The sequence below is a fragment of the Agromyces sp. G08B096 genome (genome assembly GCF_040267705.1).
In the GTDB taxonomy this organism is placed as follows: domain Bacteria; phylum Actinomycetota; class Actinomycetes; order Actinomycetales; family Microbacteriaceae; genus Agromyces.
Genome location: NZ_CP158374.1, coordinates 1,637,192 through 1,659,152 on the forward strand (window position 1 = coordinate 1,637,192; position 21,961 = coordinate 1,659,152).

Consider the following 21,961-nt stretch of genomic DNA (forward strand, 5'->3'; position numbering starts at 1 on the left):
CACAACGAAATGAGACGAGCGAAGATCGTCGCCACCCTCGGGCCGGCGACGTCGAGCTATGAGCAGATCCGCGCGATCATCGACGCGGGCGTGGACGTGGCGAGGATGAATCTCAGCCACGGCAGCTACGACGTGCACGAGGGCGTCTACCAGAACGTCCGGAAGGCCGCGAACGACTCCGGCCGCGCGATCGCCGTCCTCGTCGACCTGCAGGGGCCGAAGATCCGCCTCGGGAAGTTCGAGGGCGGCCCGTACGACCTCGCCGAGGGCGACATCTTCAAGATCACGACCGAAGACGTCGTCGGCACCAAGGAGCTCGTCGGCACGACGTTCAAGGGCCTTCCGCAGGACGTCAAGCCCGGCGACTTCCTCCTCATCGACGACGGCAAGGTCCGCGTCGAGGTCCTCGAGACCGACGGCGTCGTCGTCACCACCAAGGTGATCGTCGCCGGTCCGGTGTCGAACAACAAGGGCATCAACCTCCCGGGCGTGGCCGTGAACGTGCCGGCGCTCTCCGAGAAGGACGAGGCCGACCTCCGCTGGGGCCTCGAGCTCGGTGCGGACCTCATCGCGCTCTCCTTCGTGCGCAACGCCGCCGACATCACCCGTGTGCACGAGATCATGGACGAGGTCGGCCGTCGAGTGCCGGTCGTGGCGAAGATCGAGAAGCCGCAGGCCGTCGACCACCTCGAGGAGATCATCGAGGCGTTCGACGCGATCATGGTCGCCCGTGGCGACCTTGGCGTCGAGCTTCCGCTCGAGGCCGTGCCGATCGTGCAGAAGCAGGCCGTCGAGATCGCGCGTCGCCTCGCGAAGCCGGTCATCGTCGCCACGCAGATGCTCGAGTCGATGATCCACAGCCCGGTGCCCACGCGCGCAGAGACCTCGGATGTCGCGAACGCCGTGCTCGACGGCACCGACGCGGTCATGCTCTCCGGCGAGACGAGCGTGGGGGAGTACCCGGTCGTCACCGTGAAGACGATGGCCCGCATCGTCGAGTCGACCGAGCAGCACGGCCTGGAGCGCGTGCCGAAGCTCGGCACGAAGCCCCGCACCCAGTCGGGTGCGATCACCGCCGCCGCGGTCGACATCGGCGACTTCGTCGACGCGAAGTACCTCTGCGTCTTCACGGAGTCGGGCGAGTCGGTCCGCCGGATGTCGCGGCTGCGGTCGCGAATCCCGATCCTCGCGTTCACGCCCGACCAGGCCATCCGCCGCCGGATGTCGCTGTTCTGGGGCGTCGAGTCGTTCGTCGTCGACCGCGTCACCCACACCGATCAGATGGTCGGCCAGGTCGACGAGGTCCTGAAGAAGTCGGGCCGCGCCGTCGACGGCGACACCGTGGTCATCATCTCCGGGTCGCCTCCCGGCATCCCGGGCACCACGAACGACGTGCGCGTGCACAAGGTCGGCGAGGTGCTCTGATCCGATCGGCCGAGGGCCGGCGTCCCGACGGACGCCGGCCCTCGTCGTCGGCGCGGCGTCCGCACCGGCCGGAGTCGGCGCACCTATCGCGCCGGAGGTCGTCGTGCCAGAATGCGGACATGGCCGTCGACGCGCAGCCGCGACGGGGGCGCCGGGCACCGGTGCTCGCGGAGCGATGGACCAGGATCGACGGCGTCCGCGTGTTCTACCGCGAGTCGCCGGAGCCGCCGGACGCGCCGGCGATGATGCACGTGCACGGGTTCGGGCTCTCGGGGCGGTATCTGCTGCCGACGGCGGAGCAGCTGCACACCGAGTTCCACACCCTCGTACCCGACCTGCCCGGGTTCGGCCGGAGCGGCCGGGCGCGCGGCGGGCTCGACGTCCGTGATCTGGCTGACGCGGCGGCGCGCTTCCTCGACGACCGGGGCATCGACCGGGTCACCCTGGTCGGCAATTCGATGGGATGCCCCGTCATCTGCGAGTTCGCGCATCACCACGGCGACCGCCTGGAGCGGGCGGTGCTGGTCTCGCCGGCAGGCGGCCTGCACAACCAACCGCTGACGCGGGCCATGCTGCAGCTCGCGCGCGACGGCGGGCGGGAGCCCGGGTCGCTCATCGGCGTGGCCGCGCCCGACTATCTGCGGTTCGGCGTGGCCAGCACCGCCCGGATGTTCCGGTCGCTGACGAGGTACCCGTCGCTCGAGCGTCTGCTGGAGCTGGACGTGCCGGCCCTCGTCGTCATCGGGGATCGCGATCCGCTCATGCCATCGCGGGAGCGCATCGAGGAGGTGCTGCAGCGGATCGACAGCGCCGTGCTGGTCGTCACCGTCGGGGGAGCGGCGCACGCGATCAACTTCAGCCATCCTCGGGAGCTCGCGCACCTGATCCGGTCGTTCACGGCCGACCGGCCGATCGCCGACGATCCGTCGGCGCCGGGGAGTGCGCACGTGATCGAGATCCACCGCGGGAAGCGCCATCCGCGCGCTCGGGAGAGCTGATCGAGCCGCCGTCGCACGCGGGAACCGGGTCGCCGCGTGCCTCCGGTGCCGGTGGTGGGGGTCGAACCCACACGCCCTTTCGGGCAAAGCATTTTGAGTGCTCCGCGTCTGCCATTCCGCCACACCGGCCAGAGGCCCCGGCCAGAATACCGTAGGCTTTCTGCCGTGACAGACAGCGAACCCACCCAGTCGGCGCCTCGGCGCGTCGTCGTCGCGGAAGACGAGTCGCTCATCCGGCTCGACATCGTCGAGATCCTCCGTGACAACGGCTTCGAGGTCGTCGGCGAGGCCGGAGACGGCGAGACGGCCGTCGCGCTCGCGACCGAGCTGCGCCCCGACCTCGTCATCATGGACGTGAAGATGCCCCAGCTCGACGGCATCTCGGCCGCGGAGCGGCTCTCGAAGGGCCACATCGCCCCGGTCGTGCTCCTCACCGCGTTCAGCCAGAAGGAGCTCGTCGACCGGGCGAGCGAGGCGGGCGCCCTCGCCTACGTCGTGAAGCCGTTCACGCCCAACGACCTGCTGCCGGCGATCGAGATCGCCCTCGCCCGGCACGCCCAGATCATCGCGCTCGAGGCCGAGGTCGGCGACCTCGTCGAGCGGTTCGAGACGCGCAAGCTCGTCGACCGCGCGAAGGGCCTGCTGAACGAGAAGATGGGCCTCACCGAGCCCGAGGCGTTCCGGTGGATCCAGAAGGCGTCGATGGACCGACGCCTGACGATGCGCGACGTCTCGCAGGCGATCATCGAGCAGCTCTCCGCCAAGAAGTAGGGGCACGACGCCTCACCCCGGGTGCCGCGACGGATGCTCCGTCGCGGCATCCGTCGTCTCGTCGGGACGTGTCGGCGGCCGCTTGTAGGCTGTCATGGTGTCGGACCCCCAGAAGCCCACCCTGCTCGTCGTCGACGGCCACTCGCTCGCGTTCCGGGCGTTCTACGCCCTTCCCGTCGACAGCTTCACCACCCGCGACGGGCAGCACACGAACGCCATCCACGGCTTCCTCTCGATGCTCCTGCTGCTGCTGGCGAACGAGAAGCCCACCCATCTCGCGGTCGCGTTCGACAAGTCTCGCGTCTCCTTCCGCACCCGTGAATACGAGGAGTACAAGGGCAACCGCGGCGAGACGCCTCCCGAGTTCAAGGGCCAGGTGCCGATCCTGCAGGAGGCGCTGCAGGCGATGGGCATCACGGTGCTCGAGAAGGAGGACTTCGAGGCCGACGACCTGCTCGCGACCCTCGCGACGCGCGGTGAGGCCGAGGGCTACCAGGTGCTCCTCGTCTCGGGCGATCGCGACACCATCCAGCTCGTCGACGACGACGTCACGCTGCTGTACCCGAACACCCAGGGCGTGTCGCAGCTGAAGCGGTACGACACCGCAGCCGTCATCGAGCGGTACGGCATCAGGCCCGAGCAGTACCCCGACGTCGCCGCGCTCGTCGGCGAGACGAGCGACAACCTGCCCGGCATCCCGAAGGTCGGCGAGAAGACCGCGGTGAAGTGGCTCGGCCTCTACGGCGATCTCGACGGCATCCTCGCGCACGCCGACGAGATCAAGGGCGTCGTCGGCCAGAACCTCCGCGACCACCGCGAGCACGCGATCCGCAACCGCAAGCTGAATCGCCTCGTGCGCGACGTGCCGCTCGAGGTCGAGCTCGCCGACCTCGAGGCGAAGCCGATCGATCTCGAGGCCGTGCGACCCGTCTTCGCGCGGCTCGAGTTCCGCACCCTGCTCGACCGGATCACGAAGCTGGTCCAGGGCGCGGACGCGCCCGCGGCGCCGGCCGTCCCGGCGGATGGCCCGTCGGCGGAGGCAGCTCCCGCGCCTGCGGCGCCCACGGCGGCGCGCCTCGCGGGAGACGAGCTCGCGGCATGGTTGGCGCGGGCCATCGAGGCGGAGCCGGCGGGCCTCGGCCTGCACCTCGAGCTCCTCGACGGCAAGGTCATCGGCGCCGGCGTCGCGACTCGCACGGAGACGATCGACGTGCAGTGGCAGCCCGGTCGCGACGAGCTGGCGCCCTTCGAGGCCTGGCTTGCGAGCACCTCGCCGAAGATCATCACCGACGCGAAGGGGCAGCTGAAGGCGCTCGAGCGTTCCGGCCTGGCCTTCGACGGCCTGGTGGTCGATCCGCTCCTCGCCGGCTGGCTGGTGCGGCCGAACCTCCAGGAGAAGACCCTCGCCGACCTCGTCCGTCGATATCTCGGCGAAGAGCTGCCCGAGGGCGACCCGGCTCAGCTCGTGCCGCTCGAAGGCGAGGCGGCCGGTACGCCCGAGCTCGCCTGGTACAGCCTGCGCCTCGCACCGGCGGTGCTCGCGGCCATGAGCGACGGCACCCGCCAGGTGCTCGCCGACATCGAGATCCCGCTGGTGCCCGTCCTCGCCGCGATGGAGCTGCGCGGCGTCACCGTCGAGCACGCGCGGCTCGCCGAGCTGTCGGCCGAGCTGGGCGAGCGCGCCGCCGGTCTCGCGGCGGCGGCGTTCGCCGAGATCGGTCGCGAGGTGAACCTGGGCTCGCCGAAGCAGCTGCAGGAGGTGCTCTTCGACCAGCTCGGCATGCCGAAGACCCGCGCGACGAAGACCGGGTACTCCACGGATGCGAGCGCCCTCGCCGACCTGCAGGACTCGAATCCGCACCCGTTCCTCGGCCTGCTGCTCGAGCACCGCGACGCCACCAAGCTCCGCCAGATCGTCGACGCGCTCGACAAGGCCATCGGCTCCGACGGGCGCATCCACACGACCTACGGGCAGATCGGCGCGGCCACCGGGCGCATGTCGAGCAACGATCCCAACCTGCAGAACATCCCGATCCGCACGGAGGACGGCCGGCGCATCCGCGAGGCGTTCCGTCATGGTCCCGACTACGCCGAGCTGCTGACGGCCGACTATTCGCAGATCGAGATGCGCATCATGGCGCACCTGTCCGGCGATCCCGGGCTCATCGAGGCCTTCAACGCCGGCGAAGACCTGCACCGGTTCGTCGGAGCACGCGTCTTCTCGGTCGATCCGGCGGATGTCACGCCCCTCATGCGCACCAAGGTGAAGGCGATGTCCTACGGTCTCGCCTACGGTCTCAGCGCGTTCGGCCTCTCGAAGCAGCTGCGCATCGACCGAGCCGAGGCGACGCAGCTGATGAAGGACTACTTCGAGCGGTTCGGCGCCGTGCGCGACTACCTGCGCGGCGTGGTCGAGCAGGCCCGCATCGACGGCTACACCGAGACGATCTTCGGGCGTCGCCGGCCCTTCCCCGACCTCAACAGCCCGAACCGCGTCCTCCGCGAGAACGCCGAGCGTGCCGCGCTGAACTCGCCGATCCAGGGCTCCGCGGCAGACCTCATCAAGCTGGCGATGAGCCAGACCGAGCAGGCCCTGTCCGAGGCGGGTCTGCGCTCGCGAATGCTGCTGCAGGTGCACGACGAGCTCATCTTCGAGGTCGCGCCGGGCGAGTCCGACGAGGTCGAACGGATCGTGCGCGACCGGATGGCGCACGCCGCAGATCTGCTCGTGCCCCTCGACGTGCAGATCGGCCGAGGTGCCAGCTGGGACGACGCCGCGCACTGAGCGCGAGCCCGACGGCCTCGTTCCACCCGCGCCGGGCGGGGCGGTCGCCGGGGCGTCGGTGCCGGGCGATAGGGTCGGGTCCATGTCTGCCGAACCCCGCACCCCGTCCGACATCGACCGCGTCGCCGAGGAATGGGTCGACACCGTCGTCGACCTGCACCCCACCATCGGCACCTACATCGGCCGCCGGGAGGCCGATCGGCGCCTGCCCGATTACTCGCCCAAGGGCCACGAGCGGGTCGTGCAGGCCACGCGCGACGCCCTCGCCGCGATCCGGGCGATCGAGCCGGTCGATGCCGTCGACCTGGTCACGGCGACCGATCTCGGCAGCGAGCTCGAGCTCGCGCTCGAGGAGGATGCCGCGCAGCTGCACCTGCGCGACCTCAACGTCATCGCGAGCCCGGCCCAAGACATCCGCGACGCGTTCGACCTCATGGCCACGGAGACCGTCGACGACTGGGAGACGATCGCGGCCCGACTGGGTGAGGTGCCCCGCGCCGTCGACGGCTACGTCGCGACGCTGCGCCTCGGCGGGGAGCGCGGCGTCGTCCCCGCCATCCGGCAGGTGCGCGAGGTGGCGGCACAGGCTCGCCGGCAGGCGCGACCCGACGGGTTCTTCGTCGAGTTCGCCGCCGGCGCGACGGCCGGCGACGCGAAGCTGCCCGCCACTCTCGCGGCCGACCTCGAGCGGGCGGCCGCCGGTGCCGCATCCGCCTACGAGCGCCTCGCCGATTTCCTCGAGACCGAGCTCGCGCCGCGGGCCGGCGAACGCGACGCCGTGGGGCGGGAGATCTACGCGCTCCGGTCGCGGCACTTCCTGGGCGCCGTCGTCGATCTCGACGAGACCTACGAGTGGGGCATCGAGGAGCTTGCGAGGATGGTCGCCGAGCAGGAGTCGATCGCTCGCGAGATCCTGCCCGGCGCATCGGTCGCCGAGGCGATCGCGCACCTCGAGGCCGATCCGTCGCGGAAGCTGCACGGCACCGACGCGCTGCAGCGCTGGATGCAGGAGACGAGCGACCGGGCGGTCGCAGAGCTCGGAGCGACCCAGTTCGACATCCCGGCCGAGATCCGGACGTTGGAGTGCATGATCGCGCCGACGCAGGAAGGCGGCATCTACTACACCGGCCCGACCGACGACTTCTCCCGCCCCGGGCGCATGTGGTGGTCCGTACCCGAGGGTGTGACCGAGTTCGACACCTGGCGCGAGCTCACGACGGTGTACCACGAGGGCGTTCCGGGGCACCACCTGCAGATCGGCCAGGCGGTCGTGAACCGCGCCATGCTGAACACGTGGCGGCGCCAGCTCGCCGGTACGTCGGGTCACGCCGAGGGCTGGGCGCTCTACGCCGAGCGGCTCATGCAGGAGCTCGGCTACCTCGACGATCCCGCCGACCGGCTCGGCATGCTCGACGGGCAGCGCATGCGCGCGGCTCGCGTCGTGCTCGACATCGGCGTCCACCTCGGCAAGCCCCATCCCGACGGCCACGGCGACTGGACGGGCGATGACGCGTTCGACTTCCTTCGACGCAACGTGGCGATGAGCGACGAGTTCGTGCGGTTCGAGGTGAACCGCTACCTCGGCTGGCCCGGACAGGCGCCGTCGTACAAGGTCGGCCAGCGCATCTGGGAGCAGCTGCGCGACGAGACGCGCCGCCGCGAAGGCGCTGCCTTCGACATCCGGTCGTTCCACAAGCGTGCGCTCGACCTCGGCGGCGTCGGCCTCGACACCCTGCGCACGGCGCTGCTCGGATGACGGCGACGTCGGTGAGCTCACGCGCGCGAACGTCGCGCGCGTGAGCACCGTCGTCGTCGCCGGGGCCTCCGGTTTCATCGGCCGCTCGCTCGTCGCGCGTCACCGCGCACGAGGCGACCGCGTCGTCACCATCGGGCGGGGCGAGGCGGATGCCTCGTGGTCGGACGCCGACGCGATCCGCCGTCTCCTCGACGGCGCCGACGTCCTCGTGAACCTCGCGGGCCGGAGTGTGAACTGCCGGTACACCGCGGCGAATCGCGCGGAGATCCTCCGCTCCCGGTCGGAGACCACCGCGACCCTGCGCGAGGCGGTGGCGGCGGTGTCGCAGCCGCCGCCCGTGTGGTTCAACTCCTCGACGGCGACGATCTACCGGCACGCCGAGGACCGACCGATGACGGAGTCGACCGGCGAGCTCGGGACCGGATTCTCGGTCGAGGTCGCGAAGGCCTGGGAGCGGGAGTTCTTCGCTGGGGAGCTGCCCGGCACCCGCCGGGTGGCTCTGCGGCTGGCCATCGTGCTGGGGAAGGGCGGCGTGATCGTCCCGATGCGTCGGCTCGCGCGCTCCGGGCTCGGCGGCCCGCAGGTCGACGGCCGCTGGCCCGCGACCCGTCGCCGGCGCGCGGCGGGCACCGTGCACGAGTTCGGCGCCCGCGGGGGCCGGCAGCGATTCAGCTGGGTGCATCTCGAGGATGTCGCGGGCGCCATCGACTTCCTCCGGGGGCGCGACGACCTCGCGGGCGCGTTCAATGTCAGCGCACCGGGCGCGAGTGACAACCGCACGCTCATGCGCGCGCTCCGGCAGACGCTCGGCGTCCCGGTGAGGCTCCCGGCGCCGCGGTGGATGCTCGAGCTCGGCGCCGCGGCGATCCGGACCGAGACCGAGCTGGTGCTGAAGAGCCGGTGGGTGGCGCCCGAGCGGCTGCTCGAGGCCGGGTACGCGTTCCGGTTCCCGGAGCTGGAGCCGGCCCTCGGAAACATCCTGGGCCGCGCCGCGCCCCGTCGCGACGTCGCCATCTGAGATCGCGGTTGCCGGGGGAGCGCGCTCTCCGTTAGGATGGAACGTCACTCTTGTGACATCCCTGTCCGCATGCCCATCGCGGAACCAACACACGCTCGACCTTTGCGATGGGCCTGATTCTGTCCTTTCGGAGCAACCACTACATGACCACCGCAACGACCAAGGCGCCCAAGCAGGTCGCGATCAACGACATCGGATCTGCTGACGATTTCCTCGCCGCGGTCGAGAAGACGCTCAAGTTCTTCAACGACGGCGACCTCATCGAGGGCACCGTCGTGAAGATCGACCGCGACGAGGTCCTCCTCGACGTCGGCTACAAGACCGAGGGTGTCATCCCCTCCCGCGAGCTTTCCATCAAGCACGACGTCGACCCCAGCGAGGTCGTCAACGTCGGCGACACCGTCGAGGCCCTCGTTCTCCAGAAGGAGGACAAGGAAGGCCGACTCATCCTGTCGAAGAAGCGTGCGCAGTACGAGCGCGCCTGGGGCGACGTGGAGAAGATCAAGGAGTCCGACGGCGTGGTGACCGGCCAGGTCATCGAGGTCGTCAAGGGCGGCCTCATCGTCGACATCGGCCTCCGCGGCTTCCTCCCGGCGTCGCTCATCGAGCTCCGCCGCGTCCGCGACCTCACGCCGTACCTCGGCCAGGAGATCGAGGCGAAGATCCTCGAGCTCGACAAGAACCGCAACAACGTCGTGCTCTCGCGCCGCGCGCTGCTCGAGCAGACGCAGTCCGAGTCGCGTTCGACGTTCCTCGCGAACCTGCACCCGGGCCAGATCCGCAAGGGTGTCATCTCCTCGATCGTCAACTTCGGTGCGTTCGTCGACCTGGGCGGCGTGGACGGCCTCGTGCACGTCTCCGAGCTCTCGTGGAAGCACATCGAGCACGCCAGCGAGGTCGTCGAGGTCGGCCAGGAGGTCACCGTCGAGGTGCTCTCCGTCGAGCTCGACCGCGAGCGCGTCTCCCTGTCGCTCAAGGCGACGCAGGAGGACCCGTGGCAGGTCTTCGCCCGGACCCACGCGATCGGCCAGGTCGCACCGGGCAAGGTCACCAAGCTTGTTCCGTTCGGCGCGTTCGTGCGCGTCGCGGACGGCATCGAGGGCCTCGTGCACATCTCGGAGCTCTCGGCCAAGCACGTCGAGCTCGCCGAGCAGGTCGTGTCGGTGGGCGAAGAGGTCTTCGTCAAGGTCATCGACATCGACCTCGAGCGTCGCCGCATCTCGCTCTCGCTGAAGCAGGCGAACGAGGGCGTCGACCCCGAGGGCACCGAGTTCGACCCGGCGCTCTACGGCATGCTCACCGAGTACGACGAGCAGGGCAACTACAAGTTCCCTGAGGGCTTCGACCCCGAGACGAACGAGTGGCGCGAAGGCTTCGAGACCCAGCGCGAGGAGTGGGAGCAGCAGTACGCCGCCGCCCAGGCCCGCTGGGAGGCTCACAAGAAGCAGGTCGCCGCGTCGCAGGCCGCTCAGGCCGCCGACGACTCGTTCGGCAGCGGCTCCGCGTCGTACACGAGCGAGTCCGCGTCGAGCGGCACCCTCGCCGACGACGCGTCGCTCGCGGCGCTGCGCGAGAAGCTCTCGAGCAACAACTAGTCGCCCGCGTCGACAGACGCGACGACCTCCGGAGGCCGGTCCCAGTCGGGGCCGGCCTTCGGTGTCTCATCGGCGCGATTCCGCCGATAGGCTGTCGGCGTGTACCTCATCGGCCTCACCGGCGGCATCGCGTCGGGCAAGTCCACCGTCGCCCGCCGGCTCTACGAGCACGGCGCCATCCACCTCGACGCCGACCAGCTCGCGCGCCGGGTCGTCGAGCCCGGTACGCCGGGGCTCGCGGCCGTCGTCGAGGCGTTCGGCAGCGACATCCTCCGCTCCGACGGGTCGCTCGACCGCGAGAAGCTCGGCGAGATCGTCTTCGCCGACGATGCGGCGCGCGCGCGGCTGAACGGCATCGTGCACCCGGCCGTCCGCGAACTGTCGGGCCGGCTCATCGCGAAGGCCGAGCAGGAAGACCCCGATGCCGTCGTGGTCTACGACGTTCCGCTGCTGGTCGAGGCATCCGTCGACCACCCGTTCGATCTCATCGTGGTGACCAGCGCGGGGCGGCGGGAGCAGGTCAAGCGGCTCGTCGAGGAGCGCGGCCTCGACCCGGTGCAGGCCGAGGCGCGGGTCGACGCGCAGGTCGACGACGAGGAGCGCCGGAAGATCGCGGACGTCGTGATCGACACGTCGGGATCGCTCGCGCACACCATGAGCCAGACCGACGCGCTCTGGGCGCGGATCACCGAGGAGCGCCGCCGCACCTCGTAGCGGCGCGCACGGGCGGCCGGCGGGAGACCTGCGGTCGCTCGCACCGCGGATGGTCGCTGGCAGCGAACTCGGGCCGGGGTGTCGGTGGCCGAACCTAGACTTGACGATATGCAGGCCACGCGTTCCGTCCGTCCGTTCGAGGTGGTCAGCGAGTACCGGCCGAGCGGTGACCAGCCGCAGGCGATCGCCGAACTCGCGGGCCGGATCAACGCCGGCGAGACCGACGTCGTCCTGCTCGGCGCGACCGGTACCGGCAAGTCGGCGACGACGGCCTGGCTGATCGAGCAGGTGCAGCGGCCGACGCTCGTGCTCGCGCACAACAAGACGCTGGCGGCGCAGCTCGCGAACGAATTCCGCGAGCTCATGCCGAACAACGCCGTCGAGTACTTCGTCTCGTACTACGACTACTACCAGCCCGAGGCGTACGTCCCGCAGACCGACACCTTCATCGAGAAGGACTCGTCGATCAACGCCGAGGTCGAGCGGCTGCGCCATTCCACGACGAACTCCCTGCTCAGTCGGCGCGACGTCGTCGTGGTCTCCACGGTCTCCTGCATCTACGGCCTGGGCACCCCGGAGGAGTACCTGTCGGCGATGATGCCGCTGCAGGTCGGGCAGCGCGTCGATCGCGACTGGCTCATCCGCAAGTTCGTGTCCATGCAGTACCAGCGCAACGACGTCGACTTCTCTCGTGGCACGTTCCGCGTGCGCGGCGACACGATCGAGATCATCCCCGTCTACGAGGAGCTCGCGATCCGCATCGAGATGTTCGGCGACGAGGTCGAGGCCCTCTACAGCCTGCACCCGCTGACCGGCGAGGTCGTCGCCAAGCTCGACGCGGTGCCGGTCTTCCCCGGGTCGCACTATGTCGCGAGCACCGACGTGATGCAGCGGGCCATCGGCACGATCCGCGACGAGCTCGACGAGCGGCTCGCGGAGCTCGAGCGCGAGGGCAAACTGCTCGAGGCACAGCGGCTCCGGATGCGCACGACCTTCGACCTCGAGATGATGGAGCAGATCGGGTTCTGCTCGGGCATCGAGAACTACTCCCGGCACATCGACGGCCGGTCGGCGGGGGAGCCGCCGCACTGCCTCCTCGACTACTTCCCCGACGACTTCCTCGTGGTCATCGACGAGTCGCACGTGACGGTGCCTCAGATCGGGGCGATGTACGAGGGCGACTCGTCGCGCAAGCGCACGCTCGTCGAGCACGGATTCCGGCTGCCCAGCGCGCTCGACAACCGACCGCTGAAGTGGGACGAGTTCAAGGCCCGCGTCGGCCAGACGGTGTATCTCTCCGCGACGCCGGGTCGGTACGAGCTCGGCATCGCCGACGGGGTGGTCGAGCAGATCATCCGCCCCACTGGGCTGGTCGACCCCGAGATCGTCGTGAAGCCCAGCAAGGGGCAGATCGACGACCTGCTCGAGGAGATCCGCGCGCGCGCGGAGCGTGACGAGCGCGTGCTGGTCACCACGCTCACCAAGCGGATGGCTGAAGAGCTCACCGACTTCCTCACCGAGGCCGGCGTGCGGGTGCGGTACCTGCACTCCGATGTCGACACGCTGCGCCGAGTCGAGCTGCTCACGGAGCTGCGGGCCGGCGTGTACGACGTGCTCGTCGGCATCAACCTGCTCCGTGAGGGCCTCGACCTGCCCGAGGTGTCGCTCGTGGCCATCCTCGACGCCGACAAGGAGGGCTTCCTGCGCTCCTCCACCTCGCTCATCCAGACGATCGGCCGCGCGGCCCGGAACGTCTCGGGGCAGGTGCACATGTACGCCGACGTCGTGACCGACTCGATGGCGAACGCGATCGACGAGACGAACCGCCGGCGCGAACGACAGCTCGAATACAACCGCGTGAACGGGATCGACCCGCAGCCGCTCCGCAAGCGCATCGCCGACATCACCGATGTGCTCGCCCGCGAGGAGGCCGACACCGCGGCGCTGCTCGCGGGGCGCGACGCCCGCAAGAAGGCGCCGGTGCCGAACCTGAAGCGCGAGGGCATCGCGTCGGCCGGCGGCAACGAGCTGGAAGACCTCATCCGCGACCTGAACGATCAGATGCTGGTCGCCGCCGGCGAACTGAAGTTCGAATTGGCGGCCCGCCTGCGCGACGAGGTGCAGGAGCTGAAGCGCGAGCTCAGGCAGATGGAGAAGGCGGGTCACCTCTCCTGATCAGCGCCGGGGTCGGAACGAGCAGCGAACTCGCGGACGAGCGGGGCTGAGGCTGTGCATCGAACGTATGTTCGCTGAGAGCGCGTCCGACGGCGGGCCTCGTGTCGGTGGCCCTCCGTAGACTCGTAGGGTGCCAGTTTCACGTCTCGATGCCCATGCCCGCCTGAGTGTTCGCGGCGCCCGCGTGCACAACCTGCGGAACATCGACGTCGAGGTCCCGCGCGATGCGATGGTCGTCTTCACGGGCCTGTCCGGGTCGGGCAAGTCCTCGCTCGCGTTCGACACGATCTTCGCCGAGGGCCAGCGCCGCTATGTCGAGTCGCTGTCGGCCTACGCCCGACAGTTCCTCGGCCAGGTCGACCGCCCCGACGTGGATTTCATCGAGGGTCTGAGCCCGGCGGTCTCCATCGACCAGAAGTCGACCAACCGCAACCCGCGCTCGACCGTCGGCACCATCACCGAGATCTACGATTACATGCGTCTGCTGTGGGCGCGCATCGGCGTGCCCCACTGCCCGGTCTGCGGCGCCCGGATCGAGAAGCAGACCGTCCAACAGATCGCCGACCGCCTGATGGAGCTCGATGAGGGCACCCGCTTCCAGGTGCTGAGCCCCGTCGTCTCGAAGAAGAAGGGCGAGTTCGTCGACCTGTTCCGCGACCTCGCGGCGCAGGGCTACACCCGGGCCGTCGTCGACGGCGAGCTCGTCCGGCTCGACGAGCCGCCGACGCTGAAGAAGCAGGTGAAGCACGACATCTCGGTGGTCATCGACCGCCTGGTCGCCTCGCCCGACATCCTCGGCCGGCTCACCGACTCCCTCGAGACTGCGCTGCGTCTCACCGACGGGCTCGTCCAGATCAACTACGTCGACCTCGAGGGCGACGCGGCGTGGCAGACGTTCTCCGAGAAGCTCTCCTGCCCCAACCAGCACCCGATCCAGCTCACCGAGATCGAGCCCCGCACGTTCTCGTTCAACGCCCCGTTCGGCGCGTGCCCCGAGTGTTCAGGGCTCGGAACGCGGATGTCGGTCGATGAGGACCTGCTGCTCGGCGACCCGTCGCTGTCGATCTCCGAGGGCGTCATCCTACCGTGGACCTCGCAGGGCAAGAGCCTCTACAACTACTACGAGAAGCTCCTCGACGGCCTCGCGCGCGACCTCCGGTTCTCGCTCGACACCCCATGGGAGCAGCTCGACGAGACGGCGCGCAACGCCGTGCTCCGCGGCGACAACTTCGAGGTGAAGGTCAAGTGGCGCAACCGCTACGGCCGCGAGATGAGCTACACCTCGGGCTTCGAGGGCGTGGTGCCCTACATCGAACGGCAGTACGTGCAGGCGGAGACCGATGTGCAGCGCGCCCGGTGGGCCGAGTACCTCCGCGAGGTGCCGTGCCCCGTCTGCGACGGCAAGCGACTGAAGCCCGAGGTGCTGTCGGTGCTCATCCACGACCGCAGCATCGCCGACGTGGCGCAGCTCAGCCTCACCGATGCGCGCTCCTTCATGGACCGACTGGAGCTCAGCGACCGCGAGCAGGCGATCGCCGCGCAGGTGCTCCGCGAGATCAAGGTGCGGCTCGACTTCCTCATCCGCGTCGGCCTCGCCTATCTCGACCTGGCACGCGCCGCCGCGACGCTCTCGGGCGGTGAAGCGCAGCGCATCCGTCTCGCCACGCAGATCGGCTCAGGCCTCACGGGAGTGCTGTACGTGCTCGACGAGCCGAGCATCGGCCTGCACCAGCGAGACAACCGCCGGCTCATCGATACGCTCGTCGCGCTGCGCGATCTCGGCAACACCCTCATCGTGGTCGAGCACGACGAAGACACCATCCGCACCGCCGACTGGATCGTCGACATCGGGCCGGGAGCGGGCGTCAACGGCGGCACGGTCGTGCACTCCGGTTCCTACGCCGATCTGCTGAAGAACACGGCGTCCCTCACGGGCGACTATCTGTCGGGTCGACGCGAGATCGCCGTGCCGTCCCGCCGTCGTCCCATCGACCCCGAGCGGGTCATCCGCGTCGAAGGGGCGTCGGCGAACAATCTGCGCAACGTCGAGGTCGACTTCCCGCTGGGCGTGTTCACCGCCGTGACCGGCGTCTCGGGCTCGGGGAAGTCCTCGCTCGTGAACGACATCCTCTACCGCGTGCTCGCCAACCGGCTGAACGGCGCCCGGAAGGTCCCGGGCAAGCATCGTCGCGTGAACGGCCTCGACCAGCTCGACAAGGTCGTGCACGTCGACCAGGCGCCAATCGGCCGGACCCCTCGGTCGAACCCCGCGACCTATACCGGCGTGTTCGACCGGATCCGGACGCTGTTCGCGGAGACCACCGAGGCGAAGGCCCGCGGCTACCTGCCCGGCCGGTTCAGCTTCAACGTCAAGGGCGGGCGCTGCGAGGCCTGCGCGGGCGACGGCACCATCAAGATCGAGATGAACTTCCTGCCCGACGTCTACGTCGCGTGCGAGGTCTGCGGCGGCAAGCGCTACAACCGCGAGACCCTGCAGGTGCACTACAAGGGCAAGAACATCGCCGAGGTGCTCGAGATGCCGATCAGCGAGGCGGCCGACTTCTTCGAGCCGATCTCGGCGATCCACCGCTACCTGAAGACGCTCGTCGATGTGGGACTCGGCTATGTGCAGCTCGGGCAGAGCGCCACGACCCTGTCAGGCGGCGAGGCGCAGCGCGTGAAGCTCGCGACCGAGCTGCAGCGACGATCCAACGGCCGCAGCGTCTACGTGCTCGACGAGCCCACCACCGGCCTGCACTTCGAGGATGTGCGAAAGCTCCTGAAGGTGCTCGGCAAGCTCGTCGACAAGGGCAACACCGTCATCGTCATCGAGCACAACCTCGACGTCATCAAGTCGGCCGACTGGCTCATCGACCTCGGGCCGGAGGGCGGCTCGGGCGGCGGCCGGATCGTCGCGACCGGCACCCCCGAACAGGTCGCCGACCACCCCGACAGCCACACGGGCACGTTCCTCCGCGAGATCTTCGACGCGCACGAGCGCGCCGAGGTCGCCAGCTGAGGCGATGGCCGGCACCGTTCCGTACCGGCCGAAGCCGGGGGAGATCCCGACCTCGCCGGGCGTGTACCGCTTCCGCGACGCCGATCGGCGTGTGCTCTACGTCGGCAAGGCGAAGAACCTCCGCGCCAGGCTGTCGAACTACTTCGCACCGCTGCGCACGCTCCACGAGCGCACGCGCCGCATGGTGCTCACGGCCACGTCGGTCGAGTGGACCGTGGTCGGCAACGACGTCGAGGCGCTTCAGCTCGAGTACACCTGGATCAAGGAGTTCGATCCGCCGTTCAACGTGAAGTACCGCGACGACAAGTCGTATCCGTACCTGGCGGTGACCCTGGCGGACGAGGCGCCGCGGGCGATCGTCACCAGGCGGCGGGGCATCCCCGGCGCCCGGTATTTCGGCCCGTATCCGAAGGTGTGGGCCGCGAACGAGACGCTCGACCTGCTGCTGAAGCTGTTCCCCATCCGCACCTGCAAGGACAGCGACTACCGCCGGGCGATGGCGAGCGGCAAACCGTGCTTCGCCGGGCAGATCGGTCGGTGCTTCGGGCCGTGCTCCGGCAAGGTCACCATCGAAGAGCACCGTGCGAATGTCGACCGCTTCGTCGCGTTCATGCAGAACCCCGATCGGCGGATCGTCGACGATCTCGCGCGTGAGATGCATGCGGCCGCCGCGGTGCAGGACTACGAGGCCGCGGCGCGCCGGCGCGACGAGCTGCAGGCGGCGCGGGAGTTCTTCGAGCAGAGCGCCGTCGTGCTGGGGGAGAAGGTCGACGTCGACGTCTTCGGCATCGACGACGATGAGCTCGCGGCAGCGGTGCAGCTGTTCATCGTGCGTGGCGGCCTGATCCGAGGCGTCCGCTCGTGGACGGTCGACAAGGAGCTCGACGTGCCGCTCGGCGACCTCGTCGACTCGGTGCTCCAGCACGCCTACGGCGATGACATCCTGCCGCCCGGGGAGATCATCGTGCCGGAGCTGCCGGGCGACGCGACCGCGGTCGAGGAGTGGCTGAGCGGCGTCGGCGGGCGTCGGGTCAGGCTCCGCGCCGCCAAGCGCGGCGACAAGGCCGCGCTGCTCGCGACGGCGACGCAGAACGCGCGCCAGTCGCTGATGCTCTACAAGACGAGGCGGAGCGCCGACTTCACGACCCGGTCGCGCGCGCTGGAGGACATCCAGGAAGCGCTCGGCATGCCGGATGCCCCGCTGCGCATGGAGTGCTACGACGTGTCGCATCTCTCCGGCACCAACATCGTCGCCTCGATGGTCGTCTTCGAAGACGGGCTGCCGCGGAAGGACGAGTACCGCCGGTTCACCATCCCCGCGTCGACGGATGACACCGACTCGATCCATCAGGTGCTGACCCGGCGCCTCGCGTACCTGCGCGACGATCCGGCGCCGAGCGGTGCTGCCGATTCCGGCGCGGTCGGTGCGTCGGGAGCTGAGGGCGTGGCATCCGAGGACCCGGTGGAGACCGCGGTGACCTCCGCCAGGCGGAAGAAGTTCGCGTACCGGCCGAACCTCCTCATCGTCGACGGCGGGCAGCCGCAGGTCGAGGCGGCCGCGCGCGCGCTCCGCGAGTCGGGTGTGCAGGGCATCACGCTCTGCGGCATCGCAAAGCGGCTCGAGGAGATCTGGACGCCCGACTCCGATTTCCCCGTCATCCTGCCGCGCAACTCCGACGCGCTCTTCCTGTTCCAGCGGATCCGCGACGAGGCGCACCGGTTCGCGATCACCCACCAGCGTCAGCGACGCAAACGCGATATCGGATCCGTGCTCTCCGAGATCCCCGGCCTCGGCCCGTCGCGGGTCAAGGAACTGCTGCGGCACTTCGGCTCGGTCACGCGTCTGAAGGGCGCGACCGAGGAGGAGATCGCCGAGGTGAAGGGCATCGGACCGACCCTCGCCGCGACGATCCGCAGCACGCTGCACGCCGATCGTGCTCCGACGCCCCGGTAGGGTGGAGGGAGCGAGCGAGAGGGGGCGTCTGCCGATGGGAGACGAGGTCGAGCGTCAGGAGATGCTCATCGTCACCGGGATGTCCGGGGCCGGCCGCTCGACCGTCGCGAACGCGCTGGAAGACCTCGGCTGGTACGTGGTCGACAATCTCCCACCGCAGATGCTGCGGCCGCTCGTGGAGCTGGTCGAACGCGCCGGCACCTCGCTGCCTCGCATCGCCGCCGTGGTCGACGTCCGCGGCGGCGACTTCTTCGCCGAGCTGCAGGACATCATCCAGGCGCTGCGCAGCGGGGTGAACGTGCGCGTGGTGTTCCTCGACGCGGCCGATGCGACGCTCGTGCGCCGGTTCGAGTCGGTGCGTCGTCCGCACCCGCTGCAGGGCGACGGCACCATCCTCGACGGCATCACCGCCGAGCGCACGAGACTGCAGGCGCTGCGCGAGATGAGCGATGTGCTCATCGACACCACCGACCTGAACGTCCACCAGCTCGCCAACCGCGTGACCGACGCGTTCGCGGAGGAGGACGCCGCCGGCCTCCGGGTGACGGTGGTGAGCTTCGGCTTCAAGTACGGACTCCCGCCAGACGCCGACCACGTCGCCGACGCACGCTTCCTGCCGAACCCGTTCTGGGTGCCCGAGCTGCGACCGCTGACGGGGATGGACGAGGTCGTGTCGGGATACGTGCTCGGCCAGAACGGCGCGCGCGAATTCCTCGACGCCTACGCGGCGGCGCTGGAACCCGTCTTCGCGGGCTACCAGCGGGAGAACAAGCGGCACGCGACGGTCGCGATCGGATGCACCGGCGGGAAGCACCGGTCGGTGGCCCTGGTGCGCGAACTCGCGGCTCGCATCGAACGAATGCCCGGCGTGGCCGTGGCGGTGAAGGACCGGGACCTCGGTCGTGAGTGATCGAGACCCCGGCTGCGACAGATTGGAACACAGGTGGCATTGACCGCGGACGTGAAGGAAGAACTCGCTCGGGTCGAGGTGTCGAAGACGAGCGTCCGCGCGGCGGAGCTGGCGTCGATCCTCCGCTTCGCCGGCGGACTCCACCTCATCTCCGGGCGCATCGCGATCGAGGCCGAGCTGGACTCCGCGACGGTGGCCAAGCGCGTCACGCGCGACCTCGGTGAGCTGTACGGCGTTCGGCCGGATGTCTCGGTGATCTCCGCCTCCGGCATCCGGCGGCAGAACCAGTACCTCGTCCGCGTGCTCGATGGCGGCGAGACCCTCGCCCGGCAGACCGGTCTGCTCGATGCCCGGCGCCGGCCGGTGCGCGGCCTGCCCAACCGGCTGACCACGGGGTCCCGCGACGAGGTGGCTGCGGTGTGGCGCGGGGCGTTCCTCGCGCATGGGAGCCTCACCGATCCCGGCCGCTCCGCCGCCCTCGAGGTCACCTGCCCCGGCAACGAGACCGCGATGGCGCTCGTCGGCGCGGCCGGTCGGCTCGGCGTCTCGGCGAAGGCCCGCGAGGTGCGCGGCGTGCACCGGGTCGTGATCCGCGACGGCGAGGCGATCAGCGCGATGCTGAGCCTCATGGGCGCGACGGGGACGGTCCGGAACTGGGAGGAGCTCCGCCAGCGCCGCGAGGTGCGGGCGACCGCGAACCGCCTGGTGAACTTCGACGACGCGAACCTCCGCCGTTCCGCCCAGGCCGCGGTGGCGGCGTGCGCACGGGTCGAACGCGCGATGGAGATCCTGGGCGACGACATCCCCGATCACCTGAAGTACGCCGGGCAGCTGCGACTGGCGCACCGCGAGGCGAGCCTCGACGAGCTCGGCCACCACGCCGATCCGCCGATGACGAAGGACGCGGTCGCCGGGCGCATCCGGCGTCTGCTCGCGATGGCCGACAAGCGGGCCGCCGATCTCGGCGTGCCGGGCACCGAGGCCAGCCTGCCCGCCGATTTCGACGTCGTCTGACGCAACCCCCGGGCGGGGGATCGGCCGCCGGGCATAGAGTGGGACGCGCCGCGGTTCACCCGAGCAGAGGCCCGGGAACCCGGCATCTGACAAGGAGAAGCAATGGCTGACTACACCCTCCCCGATCTTCCGTACGACTACGCGGCGCTCGAGCCGTCGATCAGCGGCCGGATCATGGAGCTGCACCACTCGAAGCACCACCAGGCGTATGTGACGGGCGCGAACACGGCGCTCGCGCAGCTCGCCGAGGCGCGTGAGACGGGCAACCTCGCGAACGTCAACAAGCTCGAGAAGGACCTCGCGTTCAACCTCGGCGGCCACGTCAACCACTCGATCTTCTGGACCAACCTGTCGCCGAACGGCGGAGACAAGCCCACCGGCGAGCTGGCCGCGGCGATCGACGACCAGTTCGGCTCGTTCGACGCGTTCCAGGCGCACTTCACCGCCACGGCGCTCGGCGTGCAGGGCTCCGGGTGGGCCGTCCTCGCGTGGGATTCGCTCGGTCAGCGCCTGATCATCGTGCAGTTCTTCGACCAGCAGGGCAACCTGCCGGCCGGTATCGTGCCGCTGCTCATGCTCGATGTCTGGGAGCACGCGTACTACCTCGACTACCAGAACGTGCGGGCCGACTACGTCAAGGCGTTCTGGAACATCGCCGACTGGGCGAACGTCCAGCAGCGCTTCGACGCCGCCCGCGAGCGCACTTCCGGCCTGCTGCTACTGTCATAGCGGATGGTGTCCCCGGACGCCGTCCGGGGACACCGCCGTCCGGCTTCACCATTGAAATCGCGCGCTCGCGCATGTCTAACAGGAGCACTTCGTGTCCGTAAAGATCGGCATCAACGGCTTCGGCCGCATCGGCCGCAACTACTTCCGCGCCGCCCTCGCGCAGGGCGCAGACCTCGAGATCGTCGCGGTCAACGACCTCACCGACAACAAGACGCTCGCCCACCTGCTGAAGTACGACTCGATCACGGGCCGCCTGGACGCGACGGTCGAGTACGACGACGAGAACCTGATCGTCAACGGCAAGGCCATCAAGGCGTTCGCCGAGCGCGACCCCGCGAACCTCCCCTGGGGCGAGCTCGGCGTCGACATCGTCATCGAGTCGACCGGCTTCTTCACCAAGGCCGCCGACGCGCGCAAGCACCTCGACGCCGGCGCGAAGAAGGTGCTGATCTCGGCCCCCGCCACCGACGAGGACGGCACGTTCGTCATGGGCGTGAACGAGGACACGTACGACCCGGCGACGCAGCACATCATCTCGAACGCGTCGTGCACGACGAACTGCCTCGCGCCGCTCGCCAAGGTCTTCAACGACGCGTTCGGCATCGAGCGCGGCCTCATGACGACGGTGCACGCGTACACGGCCGACCAGAACCTGCAGGACGGCCCCCACAAGGACCTCCGTCGCGCGCGCGCCGCCGCGATCAACATCGTCCCGACCTCGACCGGTGCGGCCAAGGCGATCGGCCTGGTGCTGCCCGAACTCGTCGGCAAGCTCGACGGCTTCGCGCTCCGCGTTCCGGTCCCCACCGGCTCCATCACCGACCTCACCGTGACCGCGTCGCGTCCCGTGACGGTCGACGAGGTCAAGGCCGCCTACAAGGCGGCGGCCGAGGGCCCGCTGAAGGGCATCCTGAAGTACACCGAGGACGAGATCGTCTCGAGCGACATCGTCACCGACCCGCACTCGTCGATCTTCGACGCCGGCCTCGTCCGCGTGATCGGCGACCAGGTGAAGCTCTCGGCGTGGTACGACAACGAGTGGGGCTACTCCAACCGGCTCGTCGACCTCACCGAGTACGTGGCTGAACGTCTCTGAAA

Annotated in this window: 15 protein-coding genes and 1 tRNA gene; 15 read left to right on the plus strand and 1 reads right to left on the minus strand. The window is 69.6% G+C overall.

What is annotated here, in order from left to right:
- Positions 1-9: 9 nt before the first annotated feature.
- A complete protein-coding gene (gene pyk / locus ABIQ69_RS07945; RefSeq protein WP_350349818.1) occupies positions 10-1,425 on the plus strand; it encodes a pyruvate kinase in 1,416 nt (471 codons plus the stop codon).
- Between the two features lie 119 nt (positions 1,426-1,544).
- Entirely contained in the window at positions 1,545-2,423 is an 879-nt protein-coding gene (locus ABIQ69_RS07950) for an alpha/beta hydrolase (RefSeq protein WP_350349819.1), read from the plus strand.
- Positions 2,424-2,469: 46 nt separating this feature from the next.
- On the opposite strand, the gene ABIQ69_RS07955 is transcribed toward ABIQ69_RS07950, so the two are convergent.
- Positions 2,470-2,552, minus strand: a tRNA-Leu gene (locus ABIQ69_RS07955).
- Between the two features lie 36 nt (positions 2,553-2,588).
- Here ABIQ69_RS07955 and ABIQ69_RS07960 point away from each other — a divergent pair.
- The 13 genes from ABIQ69_RS07960 to gap all read left to right on the plus strand — a co-directional run bounded on the left by ABIQ69_RS07960 (position 2,589) and on the right by gap (position 21,959).
- Positions 2,589-3,194 carry a response regulator gene (locus ABIQ69_RS07960; protein WP_350349820.1) on the plus strand — a complete coding sequence of 202 codons (606 nt, stop codon included), beginning with the start codon at positions 2,589-2,591 and terminating at the stop codon, positions 3,192-3,194.
- Between the two features lie 97 nt (positions 3,195-3,291).
- On the plus strand, positions 3,292-5,979 hold the full coding sequence (gene polA / locus ABIQ69_RS07965; protein WP_350349821.1) for a DNA polymerase I: 2,688 nt from the start codon (positions 3,292-3,294) through the stop codon (positions 5,977-5,979).
- A gap of 82 nt (positions 5,980-6,061) precedes the next feature.
- Positions 6,062-7,735 carry a DUF885 domain-containing protein gene (locus ABIQ69_RS07970; protein ID WP_350349822.1) on the plus strand — a complete coding sequence of 558 codons (1,674 nt, stop codon included), beginning with the start codon at positions 6,062-6,064 and terminating at the stop codon, positions 7,733-7,735.
- A 40-nt stretch (positions 7,736-7,775) separates the two neighbouring features.
- Positions 7,776-8,753: a DUF1731 domain-containing protein gene (locus ABIQ69_RS07975; protein ID WP_350349823.1), complete on the plus strand. Its 978-nt coding sequence runs from the start codon at positions 7,776-7,778 to the stop codon at positions 8,751-8,753.
- 143 nt (positions 8,754-8,896) lie between these two features.
- Positions 8,897-10,348 (plus strand): 30S ribosomal protein S1, encoded by a 1,452-nt coding sequence (gene rpsA, locus ABIQ69_RS07980; protein WP_350349824.1) that lies wholly within the window; start codon positions 8,897-8,899, stop codon positions 10,346-10,348.
- A gap of 99 nt (positions 10,349-10,447) precedes the next feature.
- Positions 10,448-11,062 (plus strand): dephospho-CoA kinase, encoded by a 615-nt coding sequence (gene coaE / locus ABIQ69_RS07985; protein ID WP_350349825.1) that lies wholly within the window; start codon positions 10,448-10,450, stop codon positions 11,060-11,062.
- Positions 11,063-11,170: 108 nt separating this feature from the next.
- Positions 11,171-13,237: an excinuclease ABC subunit UvrB gene (gene uvrB / locus ABIQ69_RS07990; protein WP_350349826.1), complete on the plus strand. Its 2,067-nt coding sequence runs from the start codon at positions 11,171-11,173 to the stop codon at positions 13,235-13,237.
- A gap of 130 nt (positions 13,238-13,367) precedes the next feature.
- Positions 13,368-16,256 carry an excinuclease ABC subunit UvrA gene (gene uvrA, locus ABIQ69_RS07995; protein WP_350349827.1) on the plus strand — a complete coding sequence of 963 codons (2,889 nt, stop codon included), beginning with the start codon at positions 13,368-13,370 and terminating at the stop codon, positions 16,254-16,256.
- A 4-nt stretch (positions 16,257-16,260) separates the two neighbouring features.
- Positions 16,261-18,210 carry an excinuclease ABC subunit UvrC gene (uvrC, locus tag ABIQ69_RS08000; RefSeq protein ID WP_350349828.1) on the plus strand — a complete coding sequence of 650 codons (1,950 nt, stop codon included), beginning with the start codon at positions 16,261-16,263 and terminating at the stop codon, positions 18,208-18,210.
- Between the two features lie 34 nt (positions 18,211-18,244).
- On the plus strand, positions 18,245-19,120 hold the full coding sequence (rapZ, locus tag ABIQ69_RS08005; protein WP_350349829.1) for an RNase adapter RapZ: 876 nt from the start codon (positions 18,245-18,247) through the stop codon (positions 19,118-19,120).
- Positions 19,121-19,153: 33 nt separating this feature from the next.
- The gene (gene whiA / locus ABIQ69_RS08010) at positions 19,154-20,134 is read left to right on the plus strand and encodes a DNA-binding protein WhiA (protein WP_350349830.1); all 981 of its coding nucleotides are present in this window, start codon (positions 19,154-19,156) and stop codon (positions 20,132-20,134) included.
- 102 nt (positions 20,135-20,236) lie between these two features.
- A complete protein-coding gene (locus ABIQ69_RS08015) occupies positions 20,237-20,863 on the plus strand; it encodes a superoxide dismutase (RefSeq protein WP_350349831.1) in 627 nt (208 codons plus the stop codon).
- A gap of 91 nt (positions 20,864-20,954) precedes the next feature.
- Positions 20,955-21,959 carry a type I glyceraldehyde-3-phosphate dehydrogenase gene (gap, locus tag ABIQ69_RS08020; RefSeq protein WP_350349832.1) on the plus strand — a complete coding sequence of 335 codons (1,005 nt, stop codon included), beginning with the start codon at positions 20,955-20,957 and terminating at the stop codon, positions 21,957-21,959.
- Positions 21,960-21,961 lie beyond the last annotated feature (2 nt).